This is a genomic window from Acidovorax carolinensis (assembly GCF_002157145.1).
Taxonomy (GTDB): Bacteria; Pseudomonadota; Gammaproteobacteria; order Burkholderiales; family Burkholderiaceae_C; genus Acidovorax; species Acidovorax carolinensis.
The window spans coordinates 2,665,159-2,689,192 of the sequence record NZ_CP021361.1 but is presented as its reverse complement, the minus strand read 5'-3'; the positions used below and the strand labels follow the sequence as shown (position 1 = coordinate 2,689,192).

General features: G+C 64.3%; 23 protein-coding genes. 7 read left to right on the top strand and 16 right to left on the bottom strand.

Annotation, left to right across the window (positions count from 1 at the left end):
* Positions 1 to 92: 92 nt before the first annotated feature.
* The 4 genes from moeA to moaA all read right to left on the bottom strand — a co-directional run bounded on the left by moeA (position 93) and on the right by moaA (position 3,921).
* Complete coding sequence (gene moeA / locus CBP34_RS12600) at positions 93 to 1,448, bottom strand: molybdopterin molybdotransferase MoeA (RefSeq protein ID WP_094098239.1); 1,356 nt, start codon at positions 1,446 to 1,448, stop codon at positions 93 to 95.
* Complete coding sequence (locus CBP34_RS12595; protein WP_094098238.1) at positions 1,445 to 1,981, bottom strand: GNAT family N-acetyltransferase; 537 nt, start codon at positions 1,979 to 1,981, stop codon at positions 1,445 to 1,447. Before CBP34_RS12595 ends, moeA begins: the two co-directional genes overlap by 4 nt.
* Positions 1,978 to 2,610: a molybdenum cofactor guanylyltransferase MobA gene (gene mobA, locus CBP34_RS12590; protein WP_094098237.1), complete on the bottom strand. Its 633-nt coding sequence runs from the start codon at positions 2,608 to 2,610 to the stop codon at positions 1,978 to 1,980. Before mobA ends, CBP34_RS12595 begins: the two co-directional genes overlap by 4 nt.
* Positions 2,611 to 2,784: 174 nt before the next feature.
* On the bottom strand, positions 2,785 to 3,921 hold the full coding sequence (moaA, locus tag CBP34_RS12585) for a GTP 3',8-cyclase MoaA (protein ID WP_094099172.1): 1,137 nt from the start codon (positions 3,919 to 3,921) through the stop codon (positions 2,785 to 2,787).
* 191 nt (positions 3,922 to 4,112) lie between these two features.
* Here moaA and CBP34_RS12580 point away from each other — a divergent pair, with 191 nt between their 5' ends.
* The gene (locus CBP34_RS12580) at positions 4,113 to 4,967 is read left to right on the top strand and encodes a type IV pili methyl-accepting chemotaxis transducer N-terminal domain-containing protein (RefSeq protein WP_094098236.1); all 855 of its coding nucleotides are present in this window, start codon (positions 4,113 to 4,115) and stop codon (positions 4,965 to 4,967) included.
* Positions 4,968 to 5,004: 37 nt separating this feature from the next.
* Here the strand turns inward: CBP34_RS12580 and CBP34_RS12575 are convergent, their stop codons facing one another.
* From CBP34_RS12575 to CBP34_RS12555, 5 genes are all read right to left on the bottom strand, one after another.
* The gene (locus tag CBP34_RS12575; protein ID WP_094098235.1) at positions 5,005 to 5,424 is read right to left on the bottom strand and encodes a BLUF domain-containing protein; all 420 of its coding nucleotides are present in this window, start codon (positions 5,422 to 5,424) and stop codon (positions 5,005 to 5,007) included.
* Between the two features lie 121 nt (positions 5,425 to 5,545).
* Complete coding sequence (locus tag CBP34_RS12570; protein ID WP_094098233.1) at positions 5,546 to 6,307, bottom strand: SDR family oxidoreductase; 762 nt, start codon at positions 6,305 to 6,307, stop codon at positions 5,546 to 5,548.
* 245 nt (positions 6,308 to 6,552) lie between these two features.
* Positions 6,553 to 7,170: a DUF2889 domain-containing protein gene (locus CBP34_RS12565; protein WP_094098231.1), complete on the bottom strand. Its 618-nt coding sequence runs from the start codon at positions 7,168 to 7,170 to the stop codon at positions 6,553 to 6,555.
* Positions 7,171 to 7,277: 107 nt separating this feature from the next.
* On the bottom strand, positions 7,278 to 8,711 hold the full coding sequence (locus CBP34_RS12560; protein WP_094098229.1) for an aldehyde dehydrogenase family protein: 1,434 nt from the start codon (positions 8,709 to 8,711) through the stop codon (positions 7,278 to 7,280).
* Between the two features lie 215 nt (positions 8,712 to 8,926).
* A complete protein-coding gene (locus CBP34_RS12555) occupies positions 8,927 to 11,008 on the bottom strand; it encodes a sodium-translocating pyrophosphatase (RefSeq protein WP_086927675.1) in 2,082 nt (693 codons plus the stop codon).
* 231 nt (positions 11,009 to 11,239) lie between these two features.
* Between CBP34_RS12555 and ppa the strand changes: the two genes are divergently transcribed.
* The 3 genes from ppa (at position 11,240) to CBP34_RS12540 (ending at position 14,766) form a co-directional block, all read left to right on the top strand.
* Positions 11,240 to 11,776 carry an inorganic diphosphatase gene (gene ppa, locus CBP34_RS12550; protein WP_086912771.1) on the top strand — a complete coding sequence of 179 codons (537 nt, stop codon included), beginning with the start codon at positions 11,240 to 11,242 and terminating at the stop codon, positions 11,774 to 11,776.
* Positions 11,777 to 12,143: 367 nt separating this feature from the next.
* A complete protein-coding gene (locus tag CBP34_RS12545) occupies positions 12,144 to 13,907 on the top strand; it encodes a methyl-accepting chemotaxis protein (RefSeq protein WP_094098228.1) in 1,764 nt (587 codons plus the stop codon).
* Between the two features lie 346 nt (positions 13,908 to 14,253).
* Entirely contained in the window at positions 14,254 to 14,766 is a 513-nt protein-coding gene (locus tag CBP34_RS12540) for a chemotaxis protein CheW (RefSeq protein WP_094098226.1), read from the top strand.
* Positions 14,767 to 14,812: 46 nt separating this feature from the next.
* Here the strand turns inward: CBP34_RS12540 and CBP34_RS12535 are convergent, their stop codons facing one another.
* The gene (locus CBP34_RS12535; protein WP_094098224.1) at positions 14,813 to 16,138 is read right to left on the bottom strand and encodes a GNAT family N-acetyltransferase; all 1,326 of its coding nucleotides are present in this window, start codon (positions 16,136 to 16,138) and stop codon (positions 14,813 to 14,815) included.
* Positions 16,139 to 16,227: 89 nt separating this feature from the next.
* Between CBP34_RS12535 and CBP34_RS12530 the strand changes: the two genes are divergently transcribed.
* Complete coding sequence (locus tag CBP34_RS12530; protein ID WP_094099171.1) at positions 16,228 to 17,886, top strand: NAD+ synthase; 1,659 nt, start codon at positions 16,228 to 16,230, stop codon at positions 17,884 to 17,886.
* A gap of 53 nt (positions 17,887 to 17,939) precedes the next feature.
* Positions 17,940 to 18,278 (top strand): P-II family nitrogen regulator, encoded by a 339-nt coding sequence (locus CBP34_RS12525; protein ID WP_094098223.1) that lies wholly within the window; start codon positions 17,940 to 17,942, stop codon positions 18,276 to 18,278.
* Positions 18,279 to 18,345: 67 nt separating this feature from the next.
* On the opposite strand, the gene CBP34_RS12520 is transcribed toward CBP34_RS12525, so the two are convergent.
* From CBP34_RS12520 to CBP34_RS12495, 6 genes are read right to left on the bottom strand one after another with little or no spacing between them, the layout of a single operon-like run.
* On the bottom strand, positions 18,346 to 18,939 hold the full coding sequence (locus CBP34_RS12520) for an LOG family protein (RefSeq protein WP_086927671.1): 594 nt from the start codon (positions 18,937 to 18,939) through the stop codon (positions 18,346 to 18,348).
* On the bottom strand, positions 18,932 to 19,342 hold the full coding sequence (locus CBP34_RS12515; RefSeq protein WP_094099170.1) for a diacylglycerol kinase: 411 nt from the start codon (positions 19,340 to 19,342) through the stop codon (positions 18,932 to 18,934). The genes CBP34_RS12520 and CBP34_RS12515 overlap by 8 nt, the downstream gene beginning before the upstream one ends.
* 52 nt (positions 19,343 to 19,394) lie before the next feature.
* On the bottom strand, positions 19,395 to 19,934 hold the full coding sequence (locus CBP34_RS12510; protein ID WP_094098221.1) for an RDD family protein: 540 nt from the start codon (positions 19,932 to 19,934) through the stop codon (positions 19,395 to 19,397).
* Between the two features lie 5 nt (positions 19,935 to 19,939).
* A complete protein-coding gene (locus CBP34_RS12505) occupies positions 19,940 to 20,818 on the bottom strand; it encodes a DUF3106 domain-containing protein (RefSeq protein ID WP_094098220.1) in 879 nt (292 codons plus the stop codon).
* A gap of 19 nt (positions 20,819 to 20,837) precedes the next feature.
* On the bottom strand, positions 20,838 to 21,278 hold the full coding sequence (locus CBP34_RS12500) for a DUF3619 family protein (protein ID WP_086927668.1): 441 nt from the start codon (positions 21,276 to 21,278) through the stop codon (positions 20,838 to 20,840).
* Positions 21,275 to 21,844 (bottom strand): RNA polymerase sigma factor, encoded by a 570-nt coding sequence (locus CBP34_RS12495; RefSeq protein ID WP_086912762.1) that lies wholly within the window; start codon positions 21,842 to 21,844, stop codon positions 21,275 to 21,277. The genes CBP34_RS12500 and CBP34_RS12495 overlap by 4 nt, the downstream gene beginning before the upstream one ends.
* A gap of 286 nt (positions 21,845 to 22,130) precedes the next feature.
* Here CBP34_RS12495 and CBP34_RS12490 point away from each other — a divergent pair, with 286 nt between their 5' ends.
* Positions 22,131 to 23,921 carry an acetolactate synthase 3 catalytic subunit gene (locus CBP34_RS12490; RefSeq protein ID WP_094098219.1) on the top strand — a complete coding sequence of 597 codons (1,791 nt, stop codon included), beginning with the start codon at positions 22,131 to 22,133 and terminating at the stop codon, positions 23,919 to 23,921.
* Positions 23,922 to 24,034 lie beyond the last annotated feature (113 nt).

The window sequence follows — 24,034 nt, the reverse complement described above, 5'->3', positions numbered from 1 at the left end:
CGGCGCGTCCCGGCCAGGGACGCCGAGCAAGGGCCGCCCCGCAGCGAGGGCGTCGTCCCCCTGGGGGGATGGCGCGAAGCGACACAGGGGGGTTAAATCACTCCGTCAAACACCATCACATCCACGGCATCACCCGGCGCCACGTTGCCCTGGCCGTGGTGCAGCACGATCAGGCCGTTGGCCTGCACCATGGAGCTGAGCACGCCCGAGCCCTGGTTGCCCGTGGTGCAGACCTGCAGCGTGCCGTCGGGTGCGGTGGTGACCAGGCCGCGCTGGTATTCGGTGCGGCCGGGCTTCTTGCGGATGGCTTCGGTGCTCACGGCGCGCAGCAGCGGCGGGGCGGGGCGGGTGCTACCCATCATGCGCAGCAGGGCGGGGCGCACAAACGCGAGAAAGGTCACCATGACCGCCACGGGGTTGCCGGGCAGGCCGAAGAGGATGGCGTCACCTGTTTCCGGTTTGGTATCTTTTTGATAGCTGCTTGCGCTTTCTGCATAAGCGCCAGAGGCCTCTTTTGCTTGAAAAACGGAGGCTGTAATGCGCCCCACGGCCATGGGTCGGCCGGGGCGCATGGCGATGCGCCAGAAGGCCACGTCACCGAGCTGCTTCATCATGGTGCGCGTGTGGTCGGCCTCGCCCACGCTCACGCCGCCGCTGGTGATGATGGCGTCGGCCCGCTGCGCGGCATCGCGAAAGGCGGCCTCCAGCAGGGCGGGTTCATCGCGCACCACGCCCAGGTCGATCACTTCCACACCCAGGCGTGTGAGCAGGCCAAACACGGTGTAGCGGTTGCTGTCGTACACCGCGCCCTCGCGGGGCGGCTCGCCCAGGCTCAAGATTTCGTCGCCGGTGGAGAAATACGCCACGCGCAGGCGACGGTAAACCGTGACGGTTTTCAGCCCCAGACTGGCCACCAGACCAAGTGCAGCGGGCGTCAGCAGCTCTCCTTTTGAGAGCGCCACGCCGCTTTCCATCAGGTCTTCGCCCTTGAAGCGGCGGTTGTCGCCCAGGCGCAGCACATCGGCGGCGATGGTGATGTGCCCGTCGGCGGCGGTCGTGGTGAACTCTTGCGGCACCACGGTGTCCAGGCCCGCGGGCATGATGGCGCCGGTCATGATCTTCAGGCACTCGCCTGCGCCCACGGTGCCGGCCCAGGCCTTGCCGGCCAGCGCGGTGCCCACCACGCGCAGCGTGAGGGGCTGCCCCGCCACCAGTTGCGCGCCGGCCAGTGCATAGCCATCCATCGCCGAGTTGTCGTGGGGCGGCACGCTCAGGGGCGAGACCACGTCGCGGGCCAGCACCCGGCCCAGCCCTTCAAAAATGCCGACCTCTTCGGTGGTTGTCACGGGCTGAACGAGCCGTTCGAGAAAGGCCGACACTTGGTCGGCGTTGAGCGCCTGCGGGTCGTAACCCTGCAGCTCGGCAGCGATCTGGGCAATGGTTTTCATGCGGAAATCAACGGTGATGATGGAAGAAGCCGCACCATGTGCAGCTTGTCGAAACCCACGCCCCGCACCACGATGGCGCGGGGCAGCAAGCCCCAGGCGCGAAAGCCGGCGCGCTCATACAGGCGCACCACATGCTGGTTGGCGGCGGTGACCGTGAGGGTCAGCTGCTCCAGTCCGGGTACTTGCGCGGCATGGTGGATGCAGGCCGCCAGGAGCTGTTGCCCGATGCCGCAGCGCTGCGCAGCGGGCGCCACCATCATGCTGACCAGACGGGCGCTGTGCCGCTGCTGCGGTAACAGCTCGCGTTCGCAGCCAACGCAGCCCAGCAACTGGCTGGCAGCGTTGAAGGCGCCCAGAAAGAAATGGCCCGATGCGGGGGCGCCAAAGCGCGGGGCGTAGGCGTTGGCGGGGCGCTTCACCGACGCGGCATGGTCGGCGGTAAAGGCCTCGGGGGCGCAGTAAAGAGATTCGTCGCGCAGCGACTTGTAGGGGTGCACGTCCGCAGCCGTCAGGGGGCGGATGAGCCAGGTCATGGCGTGCCTGCGCCCTCAAGCCGGTGCAGCTCGGCCAGCGTGTTGGCGTTGAAGAACGCCAGCGGGTCATCGCCCGGCTGGTCGAACGGCACCACCACCTGGTGGTGCTGCGCGGTCCAGGCGTCGATCTTGCGGCCGCCGGCCTGGGTGAAGGCCACCAGGCTTTCAAGCAAGTCCACGCGCAGCAGGCAGAACACGGGCTGGGGGCGCACGGCGGTGCCGCCCGCGCCATCGTCCTCGGGGGCTGCGGCCATGGCAATGTCGGCGCCCGCCTGGTCGGCGGCAGCAGCCAGCCGTGCGGCCAGGTCCAGCGGAAACAGCGGCGTGTCGCAGGGCACGGTGAGCAGCCAGGGCGTCTCGCAGCGCTCCAGCCCGGTCAGAAAACCGGCCAACGGGCCGGCATAGTCGGCAATCACGTCGGGCCAGACCGGGGCGCCAAAGGCCTCGTAGGCTGCCAGGTTGCGGTTGGCATTGACCATGGTGGCACCCACCTGCATTTGCAGGCGCATCAGCGTGTGCAGCGCCAGCGGCAGGCCGCGAAAGTTTTGCAGGCCTTTATCGACGCCGCCCATGCGGGAGCCCCGGCCGCCTGCGAGAACCAGGCCGGTGATGTCTTGGGTTTCAATCATTCGTTGGTTTCAATGGTTTGCACAGACAGTGTGTTTCCTGTTGCCTTGAAGCAGGCACGGCATAGACCAGTGCACCCGTGGAACTGGCTCTGCCAGGCCACCGGGTGCGTTCCCCTCCCGCGTAGCGAGAGAGGGGGAAGGCGCCGAAGGCGACTCAGGGGGAGGCGCTTCATCTCATCCACCGATGTAGCTCATCTCCACCCGCCGTGCGCCCTGCGTGGTGTCGGCAGCCAGGCTGCTGCGCAGTTCTGAATAACGGTCGGTGCGGCCCTGCCAGATGGGGGCGATGGCCGATGCAATGGCTTCGTCGGTGGCGCCGCCGCGCAGCAAGCCGCGCAGGTCATGGCCCTGGGTGGCAAACAGGCACAGGTAGAGCCTGCCTTCGGTGGACAGCCTGGCGCGGTTGCAGTCATGGCAGAAGGCCTGGGTCACGCTGCTGATCACCCCCACTTCGCCGAGGGCCGGGTCATGCTGGCCGGCGGCATTGGCATAGCCCCAGCGCTCGGCGGTTTCGCCGGGGCTGGTCGGGCTCAGCGGCACCAGCGGCAGTTCGGCGCGCAGGCGTGCAATCAACTCGGCCGAGGGCAGCACCTCGTCCATGCGCCAGCCGTTGGTGGCGCCCACGTCCATGTATTCAATGAAGCGCAGCGTGGTGCCGGTGCCGCGAAAATGCCGCGCCATGGGCAAAATTTCATGGTCGTTGGTGCCGCGCTTGACCACCATGTTGACCTTGATGTGCGACAGGCCCGCCGCGTGTGCTGCCTCGATGCCGGCCAGCACATCGGCCACCGGGAAATCCACATCGTTCATGCGGCGAAACACCGCGTCGTCGAGCCCGTCAAGGCTCACCGTCACGCGGTTCAGGCCCGCATCCTTGAGCGCCCGCGCCTTGCGCGCCAGCAGCGAGCCGTTGGTGGTGAGCGTGAGGTCGGGCGGCAGGCCATCGACCGTGCGCAATTGGGCCAGTTGCGCCACCAGTTCTTCGAGGTTCTTGCGCAGCAGGGGCTCGCCCCCGGTCAGGCGGATCTTGCGCACGCCATGCGCCAGAAACAGCCGCGCCAGCCGCGTGATCTCTTCAAACCTCAGCAGGGCGTTGTGCGGCAGGTAGGCATGGTCCTTGTCGAACACTTCCTTGGGCATGCAGTAGTTGCAGCGGAAGTTGCAGCGGTCGGTCACGCTGATGCGCAGGTCGCGCAGCGGACGGCCCCGGGTGTCGGTCAGCAGACCGGTGGGGGCGGTGGCCTGCGCGGGCACCTTGGGCGCCAGAGCAGCGATGCGTTGGTCCACCAGAGGAATCACACGTTCAGACATGGGGTGATTCTGCCGCATCAGCCCCGCATCCGCGGGCTTGCCCCTGCTGTTGAAGTTGACTGAAGTCAATGGTGCGGGCGAATCGCCGGGATAGCTCGCATAGGGCGTGCCAATGGCATTTGCTTGACCTGACGCAGGGGGCGCCGATGGCGTGTCACAACAATCGGGGCATGTGTTTTCAAGGAAATGACATGACGAATGTGAGTGATGCGAGTGATGGTTCGATGGCACAGGCGCTGCACTGTCAGCGACGGTTGGCGGTGCAGTGGGTCGCGGCAGGCATCCTGCTGCCCACCTGGGCCAGCGGGGCCCAGGCGCAAATCGCGCTTTCTGGCGCCGTCAACCACGCGGGGTGGTTTCGGGCACTGTCACAGCGCATGGCAAAGGCGTATTGCCAGCAGCATTTGCAGGTGATGCCTGCCGCTGCGACGGATGTGCTGGGCCATGCGCGCAAGATGGTGCAGCAGGGTTCGGCCGAGCTGGCCCGGGGCCTGCGGTCGGGCCAGTGGCCCGCCGAAGTGGTGCGTCAGCTGGACGAAGTGCAAAAGCAGTTCGCATTGCTCGACCAGTTGACAGCGGCCCCCACATCGCGGGCGGCCGTGGTGGCGGTGTCCGAGCAGTCTGACCGCATGCTGCTGGTGGCCCAGGCAGTGACCGAGTCCATCGAAAAAATGGCGCGCGTGGCCAGCGCGCGGCTGGTGAACCTGGCCGGCCGCCAGCGCATGCTGTCCCAGCGCCTGGCCAAGAACTATTTTCTGGTTGCCGCCAAAGCGGACAGCAAGGTGGTGCAAGCGCAACTTGCGGCGGACGCCGCCGATTTCCGGCAGGCCATGCAATCCCTGGCGGCTGCGCCAGTGTCCACGCCCGCCATTCGGGGTGAACTGGAACTGGCGGCCTCGCAGTGGGTGTTTTTTGACTCTGCGCTGCGCCGTCCCGCCGATGAGCAGGGCCTGAGCGCGGTGGCCACCACCAGTGAACGCCTGCTGAGCGTGATGGACCGGCTGACAGGCCTTTATGAAGCCGCCTTGCGCGAGGTGCTGGGCTGAGCACGCAGCGTGCAGCCCCGCGGCCGCGCGCAGGGTGTTACTCCAGCCAGCGCACGTTCTGCATGACTTCGTCAAAAAAGCTGCGTAGGGTGGACGTGCTCATGCTGTAAGGATCGAAATCGGCAGAGCTGGAGTATTTGAGGAACAGTTGCCGGTTGGTGTCCAGCGAGGTCAGCAGCCCCATGGACCAGCTGGTAAAGCGCCGGTGCGGAATTTCGCCAAAGTCGAGCACGGCCGTGTCGCGGTGGCGGGTGTCTTTGAGCAAGCGGTGATAGAGCGCGTTCACCGCCGCGCGGTCACCTTCAAGTTGCTGCAAAAAAATGCCATGGTTCAGACACAGCGCGCCGGTAATGCCTGCGCGGGCATTGTTGCGTTGCGATGCGCCCAGTATGTCTTTGATGTCCGCAGGCCCCAGGATGCGTGCGGTGCGGCTGGCGTAAGTCAGTTGTATCAACATGTGTGTCTCCTGAGCGGCGCAGTGTGTCAGGTTTGGCGACCCGGGGTGCATGCCGGTACGAATGACCCTGCGGTGCGGTGCCATGGGGCGGGCGCAGCGCTCGCCCCCGCTCAGAGAGCGATCAGACGCAACGTGCGCCGTCCACCTCGATGCACACGCCGCTGACAAACGCAGCCTCGTCGCTGGCCAGGTACAGCGCGGCGTTGGCCACGTCGAGCGCGGTGGAGAAACGTCCCAGCGGAATGGTGGCGAGGAACTTGGCGCGGCGCGTCGCGTCCACGGGGCCGCCGGCAAACTCTGCGGCCAGGCCCGTGTCGGGGTTGAACACGGGGTTGATGCAGTTCACACGAATGTTGTCAGGCCCCAGCTCGGCCGCCATCGACTTGCTGGTGATGATGACGGCGCCCTTGGAACCGTTGTACCAGGTCAGGCCCGGGCGCGGGCGCAGGCCGGCGGTGGAGGCAATGTTGATGAAGCTGCCGCCACCGCCCCGACGCATGGCGGGCACGGCGTGGATGGCCGAGAGGTAGATGCTTTTGACGTTGATGGCATAGACCTTGTCGAACTCTTCCTCGCTCACTTCGAGCATGGGGCGGTTGCGGTGCGTCCAGCCGGCGTTGTTGACCACCACGTCGAGCCGGCCATGCAGGCGCACGGCCTCGTCGACCAGGGCCTTGACGTCGGCGGACTTTGTTACGTCGGCCTGGAAGAATGTGGCTGCGCCTCCAGCGGCAATGATTTCGGCCACCACGCGCTGGCCGCCGGCCTCGGTGATGTCGTTGACGATGACCCGGCCGCCCTCGGCCGCCAGGCGCTTGGCGATGCCTTCGCCAATGCCGTTGCCGGCGCCGGTGACGATGATGGATTTGTGCTGCACGCGCATGGTGTTGTCTCCTGGCTGTTTAAATTTCATAGCAGCTTGCGCTTGCTGGGCAATGGCTAGAGGCTGTTTTCGCCTGATTGGCGACATATCTCAGACCCCGTTCGCCCTGAGCCTGTCGAAGGGCCGCACCAAAGCAGTGTCCTGGCTTCGACAGGCTCAGCCCGAACGGATGATGGGGGTGAGACATCTGAGATAAGTCGCTAATCAGGTGTTTTTGTTTGTTTTTTGCCTCCCGCGTGGCCAGCCTATGGCTGCAGCTCGGCGCGTGCATCGGCGGCCGGGCCTGCCGACTCGAGCTGGCCCACGGGCACGGCCAAACCGTCGGGGCTGCGGCGGTAGAACTGCGGAAAATATTCCTTCACGCCGTTGCCGTTGAAGTCCCATCCGGTGCACTGGCCCAGGTGGCGGGGTGGCTCGTCCTCGTTGGCCGACGAAAACACGGCGGGCACCGACTGGAAAGCCGCCGTGGCCAGGTTGAACAGCAGCTCGCGCAGGTGCGTGCAGCTGGCCACGCCGCCCAGGTTCTTCTGGATGGCCTGGCGCCAGCCGCGCGCCATGCTGCAGCCCACCATGGATTGCAGCGCGGGCTGGGCCTGGGGGCAGTCCTTGAGTGGATGGGTGTCCATGGCCACGTCAATGGCCTGCACCACGAGCTGGCGGTTGACGGTGACGCGCAGCCACATGTGGTGGATGGGCTCGCCGGCACGGCGCAGGCCGGACTCGCGGAACGAGGGCGCATCGTGCATCTTGCTGTCGTGCAACTCGCCTTCGATGTCCCACAGCCCATCATCGCGTTCATAGCCTTGGTAATTGACGCGGCGCTGGTGCCGGGCGGTGCGGGGGGCAGGGGGGCTCAGGGGCATGGAGAAGAAAAACCGTCGTGCAAAAGTGAAAGGGGAAGGGGACAGGCAACCATGCTAGCGGCACGCTGCCGCGCTGTCGTGCACCGGCGTGACAGGGCCGGCCGCAGTCAGCCGTGCTGAATGGCCACGGTTTTGAGCGTGGTGAAGCCATGCAGCGCCTCCAGGCCCTTTTCGCGCCCGTAACCGCTGGATTTGACGCCGCCAAAGGGCAGCTCCACGCCGCCCGCGGCGCCGTAGTTGTTGATGAACACCTGGCCGCTGTGCACGCGCCGGGCCATGCGGAACTGGCGGCTGCCATCACGCGTCCAGATGCCCGCCACCAGCCCGAACTGCGTGGCGTTGGCCAGCTCCACGGCGTGGTCTTCATCCTGGAAGGCCATGGCCGACAGCACGGGGCCGAACACTTCTTCCTGTGCCAGGCGGTGATCCACCGGCACATCGCGCAACAGTGTGGGGGCCTGGTAAAAGCCGGTCTCGGGCGCCTCGTCCACGATCTGGCCCTGGGCCACCATGGGGATGCCGGCCACCTGCGCGTCCGACAAAAAGTCCCACACGCGCTGCTGCTGCGACTGGCGGATCAGCGGGCCCACGTCCAGGTCCATGGCGGCGGGGCCCACGCGCAGCTTTTCAAAGGCATTGCCCAGGCGTGCCAGCAGCGGTTCGTAGATCAGCGAGTCAATCAGCACGCGCGAGCCGGCCGAGCAGGTCTGCCCGGCGTTTTGCACGATGGCATTAATGACCACCGGCACGGCGGCGTCCAGGTCGGCATCGGCAAAGATGATCTGGGGACTTTTGCCGCCCAGCTCCAGCGTCACCGGGCAGTGGCGCTCCGCGGCCACCTGCTGGATTTGCGTGCCAATCTTGGGGCTGCCCGTGAAGCTGATGTGGGCAATGCCCGGGTGGCGTGCCAGCGCGTCGCCTACCTCGTGTCCGTAGCCGGTGACGATGTTGAGCGCGCCCGATGGAAAACCCACCTCGGCCGCCAGTTGTGCCACGCGGATCAGGCTCAGGCACGCGTCTTCGGCGGGTTTGACCACGCACACATTGCCCGCTGCCAGCGCGCCGCCCACGCTGCGGCCAAAAATCTGCATGGGGTAGTTCCACGGAATGATGTGGCCCGTCACGCCATGGGGTTCGCGCCAGGTGAGCACGCTGTAGCCGTCGGCGTAGGGAATGGTCTCGCCGTGCAACTTGTCGCAGGCGCCCGCGTAGAACTCGAAGTAGCGCGCCAGCGCCAGCGCATCGGCCCGTGCCTGGCGGGTGGGCTTGCCGCAGTCGCGCTGCTCCAGGGTGGTCAGTTCGTCGGCATGCTCCAGGATCTTGGCCGAGAGCTTTTGCAGCAGGCGGCCCCGCTCGACTGGCGCCAGCTTTTGCCACACGGCGTGGTAGCACTGGCGCGCGGCGTGCACCGCTGCGTCGATGTCATCGGCCGTGCCGCGCTGGATGTCGTCAAACGGCTGGCCGTCCGACGGGTCGATCACCGGGATGGTGCGGCCGGACGTGGACGGAACGGGGGCGTTGGCGATGAAGTGCAGTTGCATGGCCAAATTGTGCGGCAAAAGCAGTGGGGCCGTGCTTTTTGCATGCCAAATTGGGCTGTAGCGCTTGTCTGTAAAGCGGAAGTAGCTATCGTGTTAATAGCATTTTGCGGCGTGACGGAACCGCATGGCAGGGGCACCAACGGGCGGGTTAACGCCCGGAACGGGCAGAAAAAAGGCCCGCCGCAGCGAGCCTTTGGAGAGCCGTGGCGGTGCAATCACGCGCCGTGGAATTTGACCACCAGCGGCACGATCAGCAGCGCCACGATGTTGATGATCTTGATCAGCGGGTTGATGGCGGGGCCGGCCGTGTCCTTGTAGGGGTCGCCCACCGTGTCGCCCGTGACGGCGGCCTTGTGTGCCTCGCTGCCCTTGCCGCCGTGGTGGCCGTCTTCGATGTATTTTTTGGCGTTATCCCAGGCGCCGCCGCCGGTGCACATGCTGATGGCAACAAACAGCCCGGTGACGATGGTGCCCATGAGCAGGCCACCCAGCGCCTTGGGGCCGAGCGCCAGGCCCACCACGATGGGCACCACCACGGGCAGCAGGCTGGGGATCACCATTTCCTTGATGGCGGCGGTGGTCAGCATGTCCACGGCGCGGCCGTATTCGGGCTTGGCCGTGCCTTCCATGATGCCGGGGATGTCGCGGAACTGGCGGCGCACTTCCACCACCACGGCGCCGGCCGCGCGGCCCACGGCCTCCATGGCCATGGCGCCGAACAGGTAGGGAATCAGCCCGCCGATGAACAACCCTACGATCACCAGCGGATCGCTCAGGTCAAAGCTGATGGCGCGGCCATAGCTTTCGAGCTTGTGCGTGTAGTCGGCAAACAGCACCAGCGCGGCCAGGCCTGCCGAGCCAATCGCGTAGCCCTTGGTCACGGCCTTGGTGGTGTTGCCCACGGCGTCCAGCGGGTCGGTGATGTCGCGCACACTGCTGGGCAGCTCGGCCATCTCGGCAATGCCGCCCGCGTTGTCGGTGATGGGGCCATAGGCATCCAGCGCCACCACGATGCCCGCCATGCTGAGCATCGACATGGCCGCGACCGCAATGCCATACAGGCCAGCGAGCTGGTAGGCCGACAGAATGGCCAGGCACACGAAGATCACCGGCCAGGCGGTGGAGCGCATGGACACGCCCAGGCCCGCGATGATGTTGGTGCCGTGGCCCGTGGTGGAGGCCTGCGCGATGTGCTGCACGGGCGAGTATTGCGTGCCGGTGTAGAACTCGGTGATCCACACCAGCGCGGCCGTCAGCACCAGCCCGGTGGCACAGGCGCCAAACAGCTTGATCTGGCTGCCGCTGGCGGTGATGGCGTTGTCCGGCATGATCCAGATGGTGACGAAGTAGAACGCGATGAGCGACAGCACGCCGGCAATCGCCAAGCCCTTGTACAGCGCTGGCATCACGTTCTTCATGCCCGGCGAAGCCTTCACGAAGAAGCAGCCGATGATGGACGCGATGATGGACACGGCCCCCAGCGCCAGCGGGTACACCACGGCGTTGACCGGGGCGCTCACCACCAGCAGGGCGCCCAGCACCATGGTGGCGATCAGCGTCACGGCGTAGGTCTCGAACAGGTCGGCCGCCATGCCGGCACAGTCACCCACGTTGTCGCCCACGTTGTCGGCAATCACGGCGGGGTTGCGCGGGTCGTCCTCGGGGATGCCGGCCTCCACCTTGCCCACCAGGTCGGCGCCCACGTCGGCGCCCTTGGTGAAGATGCCGCCACCCAGGCGCGCAAAGATCGAGATCAGCGACGAGCCAAACGCAAAGCCGATCAGCGGGTTGAGCAGATTGGCCAGGTTGGCCGTGGGCGTGAGGTTGCCATTGCCCGCCAGAAACCAGTAAAAGCCCGTAACGCCCAACAGCCCCAGCCCCACCACCAGCATGCCAGTGATGGCGCCGCCGCGAAATGCCACATCGAGCGCCGGGCCGATGCCGTGCGTGGCGGCCTGCGCCGTGCGCACATTGGCGCGCACCGACACGTTCATGCCGATGAAGCCGCAGGCGCCCGAGAGCACCGCGCCCACCACAAAGCCCACGGCCGTGGTGCCGTCGAGAAAGATGCCAATGAGAACCGCCAGCACCACGCCGACGATGGCAATGGTCTTGTACTGGCGGGCCAGGTACGCGGCGGCACCGGCCTGGATGGCCGCGGCAATCTCCTGCATGCGGGCGTTGCCGGGGTCTTTGGCGAGGATCCATCCGCGGGCCCAGATGCCATAGGCCACCGCAATCAATCCGCAAACCACAGCCAGTATCAGAGGGGCAGTCAGCGCTGTATTTCCAGCCATTCGTCACTCCTTGAATTAATCAGTCGCACGGAAGGAAACACAACGCATCGGCGTGCTTCCGCTGCGTTGCTTCCTCGTGCTCCAGTGTAGGGAGTCGATTGGCCAACGGGCCCAATTTACAGCCAAACGCCAATTTGCAAGCGGGCAGAAAGGGGGCTGCGCCTAAAATCAGGGTTAATCCCGACGCTGCATGCTGCGTGGATTGTCGTCAATCAACTTCTTCTACAAGACATGTCCCTCAATAACGTCCCCCCAGGCAAGAACGTTCCCGACGCTTTCAACGTCGTCATCGAGATCCCGATGAACGCCGATCCGATCAAGTACGAAGTGGACAAGGAATCGGGCGCCATCTTTGTGGACCGTTTCATGACCACGGCCATGCACTACCCCACGAACTACGGCTATGTGCCGCAGACGCTGTCGGGCGATGGCGACCCGGTGGACGTGCTGGTGATCACGCCTTACCCCCTGCACCCCGGCGTGGTCGTGACCTGCCGCCCCCTGGGCATCCTGATGATGGAAGACGAGGCCGGTGTGGATGGCAAGGTGATTGCCGTGCCCACGTCCAAGATACTGCCCATGTACGACCACTGGAAGACCATCGACGACGTGAACGCCATGCGCCGCAACGCCATCGCCCACTTCTTCGAGCACTACAAGGACCTGGAAAAGGGCAAGTGGGTCAAGGTGCTGGGCTGGGAAGGCATTGACGCGGCCAAGAAGGAAATCACCGACGGCATCGAAAACTTTAAGAAGAGCGCTGCCTGAGTTGCAGTCGTCAACTTTTCAATGAAATAGTGGCCCAGCGCTTTACTATCAAGCGCTGGCAGCTATCAAAACAAAAGCATGCAAGCCGTCCAGGTTGCATGCTTTTTTCATGCCCACTACGTTGCGCGGCGTTGCATGCGCAGCAAGAACCCAAGCCACAGTGTGGCCCCGCTGAGCGGGTGACAGGGCGTTGCCATGCCGTTGCCGGTTTTTGCCAATGCGCGGGTAAACCCTTAGTGGTTGAGGGCCGCGCGGGGCCAAATGGCGTCGTGTAAACAAATGAAACGATCCGCTGCTATGCTGAATCAGCATCCACGCGGGCTTCGCCTGCGCTCATCGGCTGCACGCAAGCAACAGCAGAAACTCCATGAATCAACTCAAAATTTCAACCCGGCTCACGGTGGCGTTTGCCATCATGGTCGCCTTGCTGATCACGCTGGGCGCGGTCAGCCTGATCATGTCTGCCAGCCAGCGCACCGAACTCAAAGACGTGATTGAGGTTCGTATTCCGATTACCAAAGCCTTGGGCATAGTGGTAGATCGGGTGAATGTGCAGGCCATCCAGTTCCGCAACCTGGCCATCTTCAACTCTGAAAGCATCACCAAGTCGTCGCTGGATCAGGTTACCTCTGCGCGGGCCGTGATTTCGGAGCAAATGAAGATTCTTGAGACCCTCGTCCTCTCTGAAAGGGGCAAGGAGGCCATGGGGCGCATCCAGCAGTCCCGCGCAGAGTTCCTCAAGCTAGCTGACCAATACCTTGCCATGGTCCAGCAAGGCCAGAAAGAGGAAGCACTGAAACTGCTTGAAGAGCAACTGCGCCCTGCGCAGCTGGCCTACCAGGCCGTCCTCCAGGAGCAGGTCGAGCTCCAGGCACAAACCACGGCGACTGCCGGCCAACGCGCCGAATCGGCCGCCGCCGCACTGCAGCGGGGCGTGCTGATTGCCGGCGCGCTGGCCATCGGGCTGGTCATCTTTCTGGCCATCACCATCATCCGCTCCATCACCCGCCCGCTGGCCCAGGCGGTGGAGGCTGCCGACCGTGTGGCCGGTGGTGATCTCAGTGGGCAGATCGTCGTGCAGTCCAAAGACGAAACCGGCTACCTGCTCAGCGCATTGCAGCGCATGCAGCAAAGCCTGGTGAAGACGGTGAGCGCCGTGCGCACCAACGCCGAAGGCGTGGCGTCGGCAAGTGCGCAGATTGCATCGGGCAACAACGACCTGTCCAGCCGCACCGAAGAGCAGGCTTCGGCCCTGGAAGAAACCGCCGCTTCGATGGAAGAACTGGCCTCTACCGTGCGCCAGAACGCCGACAACGCCCGCCAGGCCAACCAGCTGGCCATGACCGCATCGACCGTGGCCGTGCAGGGTGGCGAGGTGGTGGCCGAAGTGGTCGAGACCATGAAGGGCATCAACGCCAGCAGCAACAAGATTGCCGACATCATCAGCGTGATTGACGGCATCGCCTTCCAGACCAACATCCTGGCGCTGAACGCCGCTGTGGAAGCGGCCCGGGCCGGCGAGCAAGGGCGCGGCTTTGCCGTGGTGGCGAGCGAGGTGCGCAGCCTGGCCGGCCGCAGCGCCGAAGCCGCCAAGGAAATCAAGGGCCTGATCACCGCCAGCGTGGAGCGGGTGGAACAAGGCACGCTGCTGGTGGACAAGGCCGGCGCCACCATGACCGATGTGGTGGCCTCCATCCGCCGCGTGACCGACATCATGGGCGAGATCAGCGCCGCCAGCAGTGAGCAAAGCGCAGGCGTTGCGCAGATCGGCGAAGCCGTCATGCAGATGGACCAGGCCACGCAGCAAAATGCGGCCCTGGTCGAGGAAATGGCCGCGGCCGCCAGCAGCCTCAATGCCCAGGCCGGCGAGCTGGTGCAGTCGGTGTCGGTTTTCCGGCTGGACGCTCGCTTCGCAGGCGGCTCCGCCCCGGTTACGGCGCGGCCCCGTCCTGCGGCGGTGCCCGCTCCGCCCGCAATGCGGGCCACGGGCGCCGTCCGTGCGGCAGGCAAGGGCCCGGCCGCCGCCACGGCATCCACCCGCCTGGCAGCACCTGCGGGCGCAGCGCCCAGGTCCGCTGCGCCAGCGGCAAAGGCCGCGGCTGGTGCCGACGACGATTGGGAAAGCTTTTGAGCTGCCCACGCAGTATTCAAGGAAAAAGGCCTTCATCGTTTGCAGATAAAGCGCTGATAGCTATCAAAAAAAATAGCAAATTAAAGAAATGCCGGGTGCTTGCGGGCGGGAGAGCCGTTTTGCTGCTGCCCCCATGCGTCGGGGCGGGTGCTGCGGCCGCGCAGGTTGACGTGCCGGCCAGCCCCTGTTCGGGCAGGCTTGCTGCACCGCCATGGGCACCGGACCCGCCACAGGGATACGTCGGTAATTGTGAGTAAATGCAACCAAAGGCTGCTATGCTCCATCGATATGCGCAGGCCCGGCGTGGCCATCAGCCTGCCGAACCGCTGTTTTGAAGGATGCGCACATGATTTCTGCCCCCGCTGCAACCCGTTCCGAGTCGTCGTCGCGCACCGCTGCCACAGCCCGCGCGGCGGAATACCTGACCTTCCGACTGGGGGAGGAGGAATACGGCATCGACATCCTGCGGGTGCAGGAAATCCGGTCGTATGAGCAGCCCACGCGCATGGCCCATGCGCCTGATTTCATCAAGGGTGTGGTCGATCTGCGCGGGCGCATCGTTCCCATCGTGGATCTGCGCCTCAAACTGCACTGCCCCACTGCCGAATACACCGATTTCACCGTGGTCATCATCCTGAATGTGGGTGGCACCGTGCTGGGCGCGGTGGTGGATGCCGTGGCCGATGTGGTGGCCCTCACGGCTGATGCCATCAAGCCGGCTCCGCAATTTGAAAGCCAGGTGGATTCCGCTTTTGTCACCGGCATCGCCACGCTGGGCGACCGCATGCTCATCATGATGGACATCGAATCCTTGCTGAGCAGCGCCGAAATGGGCCTGGTGGCCCAGGTCGCGCAGTAATCGGCCACGCCAGCACCACGCAGTTGCCGGGTTGGGCTGAAGGGCCTTATGCCGTCCGAAACGGGCTGCGCGCCTGCAGGTGGTCCAGATAGTCTTCCACGCCAGCGCCCTCGCGTGCAAGAAAGCGTTCCACCGCATCGGCAAATGCCGGGTGTGCCAGCCAGTGCAGGCTGGTGGCCTGCACGGGCAGCAGGGCACGGGCCATCTTGTGTTCGCCTTGCGCGCCGCCCTCAAAGCGCTGCACGCCATGCGCGATGCACCAGGCCAGCGGCTGGTAGTAGCAGGCCTCGAAATGCAGGCAGTCCACGCGTTCCAGCGCGCCCCAGTAGCGGCCGTACGCGGTGCGCGGTGGGTTTTTTGAATGATTTATGTCAGTAGCGCCTGTGCGATAAGCGTCAATAGCTATCAAACTACTAGCAATTTGCCGACCCTCGCGCTCGGCAATGAACAGCAGCCAATGCTCTGGCATGCGGTCGGCCATCTGCTGGAAGAACGCCCGTGTGAGGTAGGGCGGGTTGCCATGCTCCAGATAGGTGCGTTCGTAGCAGCGGTAGAAAAAATCCCAGTCGGCAGCCGTAATGTCGGCCCCCAGCGCCCAGCGGAATGTGACACCAGCCTCGGCCACACGCCGGCGTTCCTGGCGGATCTTCTTGCGCTTTTCCTGGCTGAGATGGGCCAGAAAATCATCGAAATCACGATAGCCATGGATTTCTTCGTGCGCCAGCGCCATGCCGGGAGTTGCCCCTTCGGCGAACGGCTCGGGGATGCGACTGTCGGGCGCGGGCAGGGCCTGTGCTTCGGGGGGCGGTGAAGGCGCGCCGGTGGCCGGTGCAGAGGCGCCGTTTTGCCAATGAAACTGCACCGTGTGCCGCAGCATCAGCCCTTGCTGGGCACTGGTCAGCACATCGTCGTCGCTGGCAAACAGTACATGCAAGGACGAGATGCCCTCGTCCTCGCACCATTGGCACAGCGCCTGCACCAGCAACTGGCGCGTAGGCTCGTCGCGCGCCAGCAGCCTTGTGCCGGGTACGGGCGTGAAGGGCACGGCCACCACGGCCTTGGGGTAGTAGGGCACGCCGTGTTGCTCATACGCACTGGCCCAGGCCCAGTCGAATACGTATTCGCCATAGGAATGGTTTTTGAGGTACAGCGGACAGGCGGCCACCAGCGCATCGCCCTGCCACAGCGTCATGAAACGGGGCGTCCAGCCCGTGCTGGGAACGGCGCTGTGGCTCTGGTGCAGGGCGGCCAGGTATTCGTGGCGCATGAACGGGGTGGCGTGCGATTGCTGCGCCAGCAGGGCGTTCCAGGCGGTGGCGTCCACCTCCAGCGGCGATGCCAGTACGCGCGCGATAATGGCGCCTTCAGCCATGCTGCCTCCGTGGACCACCGCTTTGCGCGGGGCCGTGGTGGGCTGCGGTGGCGGTGTCCAACCCGGCCACAAAGGCCGATTCCAGTTTCATGATGCTCTCCATTTGCACCGCTCAGCTCAATTTTGTCGTGGGCGACATGCCCGGCAATGCGCAGAAAATCATCGCAGCGGCGCGTGAAGCCCATGCGCAGGGAGCGCGTCTGTTGCTGACGCCCGAACTGGCCATCTGTGGCTACGCGGCAGAAGACCTGTTCCTGCGCCCTGCGTTTCTGGCGGCCTGTGATGATGCCGTGAAAACCGTGGCCCGCGAGACTGCGGGGTTGAATGGCCTGGTGATCGTGCTGGGGCATCCGCAAAAGTGCCATCCGGACGACCCGGCGTTCAGCCCCTGCCTGAACGCGGCCAGCGTGCTGCGGCATGGCCAGGTCGAGCAGACCTATGCCAAGCGCGAGCTGCCCAATTACCAGGTGTTCGATGAGCGCCGCTATTTTGTCGCCGGCCACTCGCCCTGCGTTTTCGAGGTGGAGGGCGTGCGTGTCGGGGTGTTGATCTGCGAAGACGCATGGTTTCCAGCGCCTGCACGTGCTGCCGCCAACGCAGGGGCGCAAATGCTGGCAGTGATCAATGCCTCGCCCTTTCACCTGGGCAAGAGCGCCGAGCGCGAGCAGACCATGCGCGAGCGCGTGGCCGAGACCGGCCTGCCGCTGGTCTATGCCCACCTGGTGGGCGGGCAGGACGAGGTGGTTTTCGAAGGCCGCTCGTTTGCCCTGAATGCCGACGGCGCGGTGGCGGGGCGTGCCCCCGGTTTCAAGGAAAAACTGGTGTTTGCGCAGATAGATAAAGCGCAAGCAGCTATCAAAATAGAAGCAGAGGTGGTGCCCGAGCGCAGCCTGGAGGCCGACCTGTGGGACGCGCTGGTGCTGGGCGTGCGCGACTATGTGGGCAAGAACGGCTTTCCGGGCGCGTTGCTGGGTTTGTCCGGCGGCATTGATTCGGCGCTGGTGCTGGCGATTGCGGTGGATGCCCTGGGCGCCGACAAGGTGCGCACCGTGATGATGCCCTCGCCCTACACGGCGGACATCAGCTGGATCGACGCGCGCGACATGGCCGAGCGCATGGGCGTGCGCTATGGCGAAATCGCGATTGCGCCCCAGTTCGAAGCTTTCAAGTCCGCGCTGGCCAGCCAATTTGCCGGCCTGCCCGAGGACACGACCGAAGAGAACCTGCAGGCCCGCATCCGCGGCACGCTGCTGATGGCGCTGTCCAACAAGTTCGGGGCCATCGTGTTGACCACCGGCAACAAGAGCGAGATGGCCACGGGCTACTGCACGCTGTACGGCGACATGGCCGGCGGCTTTGCGCCCATCAAGGACGTGGCCAAGACCCGGGTGTTTGCCTTGGCGCGGTGGCGCAATGCCCATGACCCCTATGGCACGGGGGCCAACCCCATCCCCGAGCGCATCATCACGCGCCCGCCCAGTGCCGAGTTGCGCCCCGACCAGAAAGACCAGGACAGTTTGCCTGCCTACGAGGTGCTGGATGCGATCGTGGCGCGTTATATGGAAAATGACGAGCCGATAGCGTCCATCATTGCTGCCGGGTTCGAGCGCGCCGATGTCGAACGCGTCACCCGGCTCATCAAGCTCAACGAATACAAGCGCCGCCAGGCCCCCGTGGGCGTGCGCGTCACGCGCCGCAGCTTCGGCAAGGACTGGCGCTACCCGATTACCAGCCAATTCAGGGCCTGACGGGCATCCGCCAGCCTTACCGCCTTTTTTTATATCCTCCAGGAGCCTTCCCCATGAAAATGATCACCGCCATCATCAAGCCGTTCAAGCTCGAAGAAGTCCGCGAAGCCTTGGCCGAATGCGGTGTGACGGGTCTCACCGTGACAGAAGTGAAGGGCTTTGGCCGCCAGAAGGGCCACACCGAGCTGTATCGGGGAGCGGAATATGTGGTCGATTTTCTGCCCAAGGTGAAGGTCGAAGTGGTGGTCAAGACCGAAGATCTGGAGCGTTGCGTGGACGCCATCGTCAATGTGGCGCGCACGGGCAAAATTGGTGACGGCAAGATTTTCGTGACCGCCGTGGAGCGCGTGGTGCGCATCCGCACGGGCGACCTGGACGACGCAGCGGTCTGAACGTTTTGCCGGGCGCCTTGGCAGGGCGCAGGCTGGGGCGAGTGCCTCAGTCGCCCCCGGCTAAGCGTCAGATGACGGATCGCAGCGGCACCTGTTCCTGGCTGTGGCCGGCCGATTGCACGAGGGTGCGCAGCAGCGTATCGCTTTCGGTTGCGGTGTGCAGCAGGTCCATTTGCCATGGCCCCATGAAGCCGCTGGCCACACTGGTCTGCAAAAAGGCCAGCAGGCCATCGTAGTAGCCAGCCACATTGAGCAGCCCCACCGGCTTGTCGTGGTAGCCCAGCTGGCGCCAGGTCCACACTTCAAACAGTTCCTCAAAGGTGCCGATGCCGCCGGGCAGGGCCACAAAGGCGTCGCTGCGCTCGGCCATCATGGCTTTGCGCTCATGCATGGTTTGCACAATGTGCAACTCGTCGCACTGGCGGTTGGCCTGCTCCTTGTCGACCAGCGTTTGCGGGATCACGCCCACCACGCGGCCGCCGGCCAGGCGCGTGGCCTCGGCCACGATGCCCATGAGGCCACTGCGCCCGCCGCCATACACGAGCTGCCCCCCCTGCGATCCGATCCAATGGCCAACGGCAGTTGCCGCCTGGGCGAACGCTGCGTTTTCTCCTGGGCGGGAGCCACAGTACACACAGATCGAAAAAGCCGGTTCAGCCATGGAAAAACCTCTGAAAAAGCGCAGCAGACCAGATACCAATGCACAGCAGCAGCGACAACAGCACCGCAGCGCTGCCCATGTCCTTGGCACGCTTGGACAGGTCGTGCCACTCGGGTCCGATGCGGTCGATGGCGGTCTCGATGCCGGTGTTGAGCAGTTCAACGATCATGACGATCACCACAGATCCGGCCAGCAGCGCCACTTCCACCCAGCTGCGGCCCAGCCAGAACGACAGTGGAACCAGCACCACGGCTGCAATGGCTTCCTGGCGAAACGCCTTTTCGTTCCAGCCGGCACGCAGGCCTTCGAGCGAGTAGCCGGTGGCGTGCCAGATCCGGTTCAGCCCGGACCGCGCCTTTTGCGGGTTGGCGGGCGCGTGGGGCGATGGGTCGAGGGGTTGCATGCGGCGATTGTCGGGCGCAGATGTGTCGGGCAAGGACATCTGCGGCAAAGGCTTATTTTTTTGTGGGTTCATGGTGCATCAGGCGGGTGCCCGCCAGTGCGTCGTGCCAGAACTGTTGCTGCGGGTGAAAGCGGCTCAGCAGCGCCCACACCGCGACCCAGCCCAGCATGATCACGGTGGATTCTCCGCCCGGCAGCGAAAAGGGCGCCACGGCGGCCAGTGGCGGCAAAAACCAAAGCCAGGAGAGAATGTAGCGCAGCAGCGCACGGCGCTGGGTGAGCGGACGGCCGGCACGGTCCACCACGCGGATGTTCCAGGTCTTCATGGCCAGCGTCTGCCCCTTGGCCCAGAACCAGGTGAAGTAAATGCCAAACACCACGAACAGAAAAGCCTGCAGGGCATGCCGGTTGTCCATGGCATTGCGGGTCTGGCTCAGGGTGCCAAACAGGTAGCCAGCGATGAAGACCACGCCGAACATCAAGATGCCTTCGTACATCCAGCAGGCCATGCGGCGCACCAGGCTGGGGGCATTCAGGTTCAGGGGGGCGGAGGCCGTGGGCGCTGGCGCATCAGGCGACGACAAGGCAGGCATGCAGATTACTGGGGCGTAAGGAGGGGCACATCGGGCGCCGCGGGGGGCGCATGGTCATTGGTCGCGGGCGTGCCCGGCATCGGCGGCAGCGTGGTGGGCACGGCCACCGGCACGTTGACGGGGGCGGTCTCCACCACGGGAGCAGGGGATGGGGCGGGTGAGCCATGGGCGCCCACACCCGCCGCAGGAGCCGTCGGCAAAGGCGTCGCAACGCGCGGGGAAAGATTCTGAATGGGCGGAATTTTGGGCTGATTGGCCCGATTGGGGCTGGCTTCCGAGGCCGCCGGAACCTGTGCGAGCTTGCGCGGAGACACCGGTTTGATCGCAGTGGCTGCGCCTTGTGGCTTGGGGGCCGCGCGCGCAGCCAGTTTGCGTTTTTCTTCGTCGCTCAGTGCCTGGTAGGCCTGCCATTGGGCGAGTTTATTGTCGCGCGCCAGGCGATTGGAATCGGCGTAATTGAGTCGCGCCTGATTGCGCTGTTGGGCGCTCAGGCTGGCCCATTCCGTCATGCGGTTGTGCAGTTTTTCCTGCTCTTGTTCTGGCAGTGTCTGGAAGGTCTGGGCCAAGGCGAGCCAGCGCCTCTTTTGCACCTCGCTGAGCAGCGCCCAGCGTTCCGCCAGCGGGTACAGTGCCAGTTTCTGGGGCGTGTTCAGGACTTCCCAGCCGGGGCCCACAGGGGTGAGCCTGGACGGATCGACCGCCTTGCCGGATGCGCTCTTGCCGCTGGACTTGGGTGCCAGCGCAGCGGCTGGAAGCACGGTGCCGGGGGCCATGCGCACCTGATTGAGCACTGCCATGCCGCCTGCTGCGAACGCGCCTAAAAGCACCAAAGCCAGCACAAAGGCTGGCATGGTGGGGCGGACGTCAGGTGGACTTGCGTGCATGCAGTAAAGGCGCAGGCGATCAGTTGCTGGTGTGGGTGGTTTTCAGGAACTGTACAAAACCAGGGTCGGAGTAAGCCGCCGGGGGCAACTCGTCGGTCAGCAGCGCGGCGTCAACTTCAGCCACTTCATTGTTGCCTTGCTCGTCCTGGGCCGCATTGATCACCACCAAGCCGACCAGCAGGGCCATCACCGGGACAGCCGACACCAAGGCGCTCCACCAGCCACCGCGTTCGTTACCACCACCGAGCACTGCGGTGCTGCCAGAGTGCATGACCGCCGGCGCGGCGCGACGCACCGGTACAACCACTTTGCGCTTGGCCAGCGCCTGCATGCGTGCAGCGCGCAGCCGCTCGGAAATATCGTAGGGCAGGTCGTCCGTGCCACTGGTCAGCCGCGCGGTAACGCGGCGTGCGAAACGATCTGCCGCCAGTTCGGAGGGGAGAGTGTTTGCGGTGTTCATGGTTCGATTCCTTTTGCCTTCAGTGCCTTGCTGAGGGTCTGTACTGCACGAAAACAGTGCGTTTTGACGCTGCCTTCGGAGCAACCCATGGCGGCTGCTGTTTCTGCGACATCCATTTCTTCCCAGTAACGCATGAGAAACGCTTCCCGTTGACGTGCTGGCAACTCCTCGATTTCTTCTTCAATGCCCTTGAAGATCTGTGCACGCCGGGCCAGATCTTCCGCGCTCTCGGCCCGCTCACCATTATCCGGGCCCGCATAGGCTTCGAGCAGATCAAATTCCGTGCCATCGTCTCCCGGCCCATCGAAGTCGCTCATGCTCGAAAACAGTGCATTGCGGGTCTTCTGGCGGCGAAACCAGTCCAGCGTGCAATTCGACAGGATGCGCTGAAACAGCATGGGCAGTTCGGCCGGGGGCTTGTCTCCGTAGTGCTCGGCCAGCTTGAGCATGCTGTCCTGAACGATGTCCAGGGCCGCTTCCTCATTGCGGACGTGGTAGACCGAGCGCTTGAAGGCGCGCTTTTCTACACTTTTGAGGAATTCGGAGAGTTCTTGTTCAGTAGCCAAGAGGAGTCAGCCCGGGAGGGTCGATGCTGTCATGCGAAAAAGCGGTGCAGCACGCAGAATCTTTCAATTATCGCATTGAGCGCTGAATTTTCTGAAAATGGCTGGTTTTGCGCATGTTGCAGTGCGATAATGCACCTTGCAATTCAAAAGGCAAACGGGTCACGGTCCGGCGCGGCAATCATCCCGCCCATGGCCTTGGCCTCAAGTTCCGAGCTGGCTTCACAAGAGTCCATGCAAGGAGCACCCAAGGTTTTTCGTCAGAGAAATTCACAAAGGTTGATCGATCATGGAAATCTCCAAGGCTGAACTTACTTCGGCAGCCGCTGCCTCCCACGGCAACTCTCCCGCCTCCGGCACGCAGGACCTGATGGGTTCTGAAATCCTCGTCAAGGCGCTGCAGGCCGAGAACGTGCAGTACATCTGGGGCTACCCCGGCGGTGCAGTTCTCTATATTTACGACGCGCTCTACAAGCAGGACACCATTCAGCATGTGCTGGTGCGCCACGAGCAGGCCGCGGTCCATGCTGCCGATGGCTATGCGCGTGCCACTGGTGAGGTGGGCGTGGCGCTCGTCACGTCGGGTCCGGGCTTGACCAATGCCGTTACCGGCATCGCCACGGCCTACATGGACAGCATTCCCATGGTGATCATCTCCGGCCAGGTGCCCACGGCGGCCATCGGGCTGGATGCGTTCCAGGAATGCGATACGGTCGGTATCACCCGCCCCATCGTCAAGCACAACTTCCTCGTCAAGGACCCGCGCGATCTGGCCATGACGCTGAAAAAGGCCTTCCACATCGCCCGCACCGGCCGACCCGGCCCCGTGGTGATCGATATCCCGAAGGATGTGTCGTTCAAAAAGGTGCCTTACACCGGTTATCCCGAGAGTGTGGAAATGCGCTCGTACAACCCGGTGAGAAAGGGCCACGGCGGTCAGATCCGCAAGGCGCTGCAACTGCTGCTGGCGGCCAAGCGCCCCTATATCTACACCGGCGGCGGTGTGCTGCTGGGCAATGCCACGAATGAACTGCGCACGTTGGTCGACATGCTGGGCTACCCTGTCACCAACACGCTGATGGGCTTGGGCGCCTATCCCGCGTCGGACCGCAAGTTCCTCGGCATGCTGGGCATGCACGGCACCATCGAAGCCAACAACGCCATGCAAAACTGCGATGTGCTGCTGGCCGTGGGCGCCCGTTTTGACGATCGTGTGATCGGCAACACCAAGCATTTCGCGCAGAACGAACGCAAGATCATCCACATCGACATCGACCCGTCGAGCATCTCCAAGCGCGTCAAGGTCGATATTCCGATCGTCGGCGATGTGAAGGATGTGCTCACCGAACTGATCTCCATGATCCGCGAGAGCAGCACGCGCCCCGACGCCGGCGCACTCGCTGCCTGGTGGGACACCATTGAAGGCTGGCGCAAGCGCGACTGCCTCAAGTACAGCATGGGCAGCGGCGACGTGATCAAGCCCCAGTACGTGGTCGAGACCTTGTGGAACATGACCAAGGACGCGGACACCTTCATCACCTCCGATGTGGGCCAGCACCAGATGTGGGCGGCGCAGTATTACCGCTTTGACGAGCCGCGCCGCTGGATCAACTCCGGCGGCCTGGGCACCATGGGTGTGGGCATTCCGTACGCCATGGGCATCAAGCTGGCCAAGCCGCAGTCCGAAGTGTTCTGCATCACCGGCGAAGGCTCGGTGCAGATGAACATCCAGGAACTGTCCACCTGCCTGCAGTACAACACGCCGATCAAGATCTGCTCGCTGAACAACCGCTACCTGGGCATGGTGCGCCAGTGGCAGGAGATCGAATACTCCGGCCGCTACAGCCACAGCTACATGGACGCGCTGCCCAACTTCGTGAAGCTGGCCGAGGCCTATGGCCATGTCGGCATGTTGATCGAGCACCCCAAGGACGTGGAGCCCGCGCTGCGCGAGGCCCGCAAGCTCAAGGACCGTACCGTGTTCATGGACTTCCGCACCGACCCCACCGAGAACGTGTTCCCGATGGTGCAGGCCGGCAAGGGCATCACCGAAATGCTGCTGGGGTCGGAAGACCTTTAGGCATCAAAACGGCCTCTAGCACTTTTCTATAAAGCGCTGGTAGCTATCTTTTTTGACGAATCTATTGACTGCCAAGCCCGCGCATTACCGTGCACGGGGGAGGGCAGCGAAAA

What these genes read in the sequence shown, in the direction of transcription:
- moeA (WP_094098239.1), bottom strand. Translation starts at nt 1,448, where the DNA reads ATGAAAACCATTGCCCAGATCGCTGCCGAGCTGCAGGGTTACGACCCG.
- mobA (WP_094098237.1), bottom strand. Translation starts at nt 2,610, where the DNA reads ATGATTGAAACCCAAGACATCACCGGCCTGGTTCTCGCAGGCGGCCGG.
- CBP34_RS12565 (WP_094098231.1), bottom strand. Translation starts at nt 7,170, where the DNA reads ATGCCCCTGAGCCCCCCTGCCCCCCGCACCGCCCGGCACCAGCGCCGC.
- CBP34_RS12575 (WP_094098235.1), bottom strand. Translation starts at nt 5,424, where the DNA reads ATGTTGATACAACTGACTTACGCCAGCCGCACCGCACGCATCCTGGGG.
- CBP34_RS12520 (WP_086927671.1), bottom strand. Translation starts at nt 18,939, where the DNA reads ATGGCTGAACCGGCTTTTTCGATCTGTGTGTACTGTGGCTCCCGCCCA.
- CBP34_RS12540 (WP_094098226.1), top strand. Translation starts at nt 14,254, where the DNA reads ATGATTTCTGCCCCCGCTGCAACCCGTTCCGAGTCGTCGTCGCGCACC.
- CBP34_RS12525 (WP_094098223.1), top strand. Translation starts at nt 17,940, where the DNA reads ATGAAAATGATCACCGCCATCATCAAGCCGTTCAAGCTCGAAGAAGTC.
- CBP34_RS12595 (WP_094098238.1), bottom strand. Translation starts at nt 1,981, where the DNA reads ATGACCTGGCTCATCCGCCCCCTGACGGCTGCGGACGTGCACCCCTAC.
- CBP34_RS12500 (WP_086927668.1), bottom strand. Translation starts at nt 21,278, where the DNA reads ATGAACACCGCAAACACTCTCCCCTCCGAACTGGCGGCAGATCGTTTC.
- CBP34_RS12490 (WP_094098219.1), top strand. Translation starts at nt 22,131, where the DNA reads ATGGAAATCTCCAAGGCTGAACTTACTTCGGCAGCCGCTGCCTCCCAC.
- CBP34_RS12560 (WP_094098229.1), bottom strand. Translation starts at nt 8,711, where the DNA reads ATGCAACTGCACTTCATCGCCAACGCCCCCGTTCCGTCCACGTCCGGC.
- CBP34_RS12555 (WP_086927675.1), bottom strand. Translation starts at nt 11,008, where the DNA reads ATGGCTGGAAATACAGCGCTGACTGCCCCTCTGATACTGGCTGTGGTT.
- CBP34_RS12530 (WP_094099171.1), top strand. Translation starts at nt 16,228, where the DNA reads ATGATGCTCTCCATTTGCACCGCTCAGCTCAATTTTGTCGTGGGCGAC.
- CBP34_RS12545 (WP_094098228.1), top strand. Translation starts at nt 12,144, where the DNA reads ATGAATCAACTCAAAATTTCAACCCGGCTCACGGTGGCGTTTGCCATC.
- CBP34_RS12580 (WP_094098236.1), top strand. Translation starts at nt 4,113, where the DNA reads ATGACGAATGTGAGTGATGCGAGTGATGGTTCGATGGCACAGGCGCTG.
- moaA (WP_094099172.1), bottom strand. Translation starts at nt 3,921, where the DNA reads ATGTCTGAACGTGTGATTCCTCTGGTGGACCAACGCATCGCTGCTCTG.
- CBP34_RS12510 (WP_094098221.1), bottom strand. Translation starts at nt 19,934, where the DNA reads ATGCCTGCCTTGTCGTCGCCTGATGCGCCAGCGCCCACGGCCTCCGCC.
- ppa (WP_086912771.1), top strand. Translation starts at nt 11,240, where the DNA reads ATGTCCCTCAATAACGTCCCCCCAGGCAAGAACGTTCCCGACGCTTTC.
- CBP34_RS12515 (WP_094099170.1), bottom strand. Translation starts at nt 19,342, where the DNA reads ATGCAACCCCTCGACCCATCGCCCCACGCGCCCGCCAACCCGCAAAAG.
- CBP34_RS12535 (WP_094098224.1), bottom strand. Translation starts at nt 16,138, where the DNA reads ATGGCTGAAGGCGCCATTATCGCGCGCGTACTGGCATCGCCGCTGGAG.
- CBP34_RS12570 (WP_094098233.1), bottom strand. Translation starts at nt 6,307, where the DNA reads ATGCGCGTGCAGCACAAATCCATCATCGTCACCGGCGCCGGCAACGGC.
- CBP34_RS12505 (WP_094098220.1), bottom strand. Translation starts at nt 20,818, where the DNA reads ATGCACGCAAGTCCACCTGACGTCCGCCCCACCATGCCAGCCTTTGTG.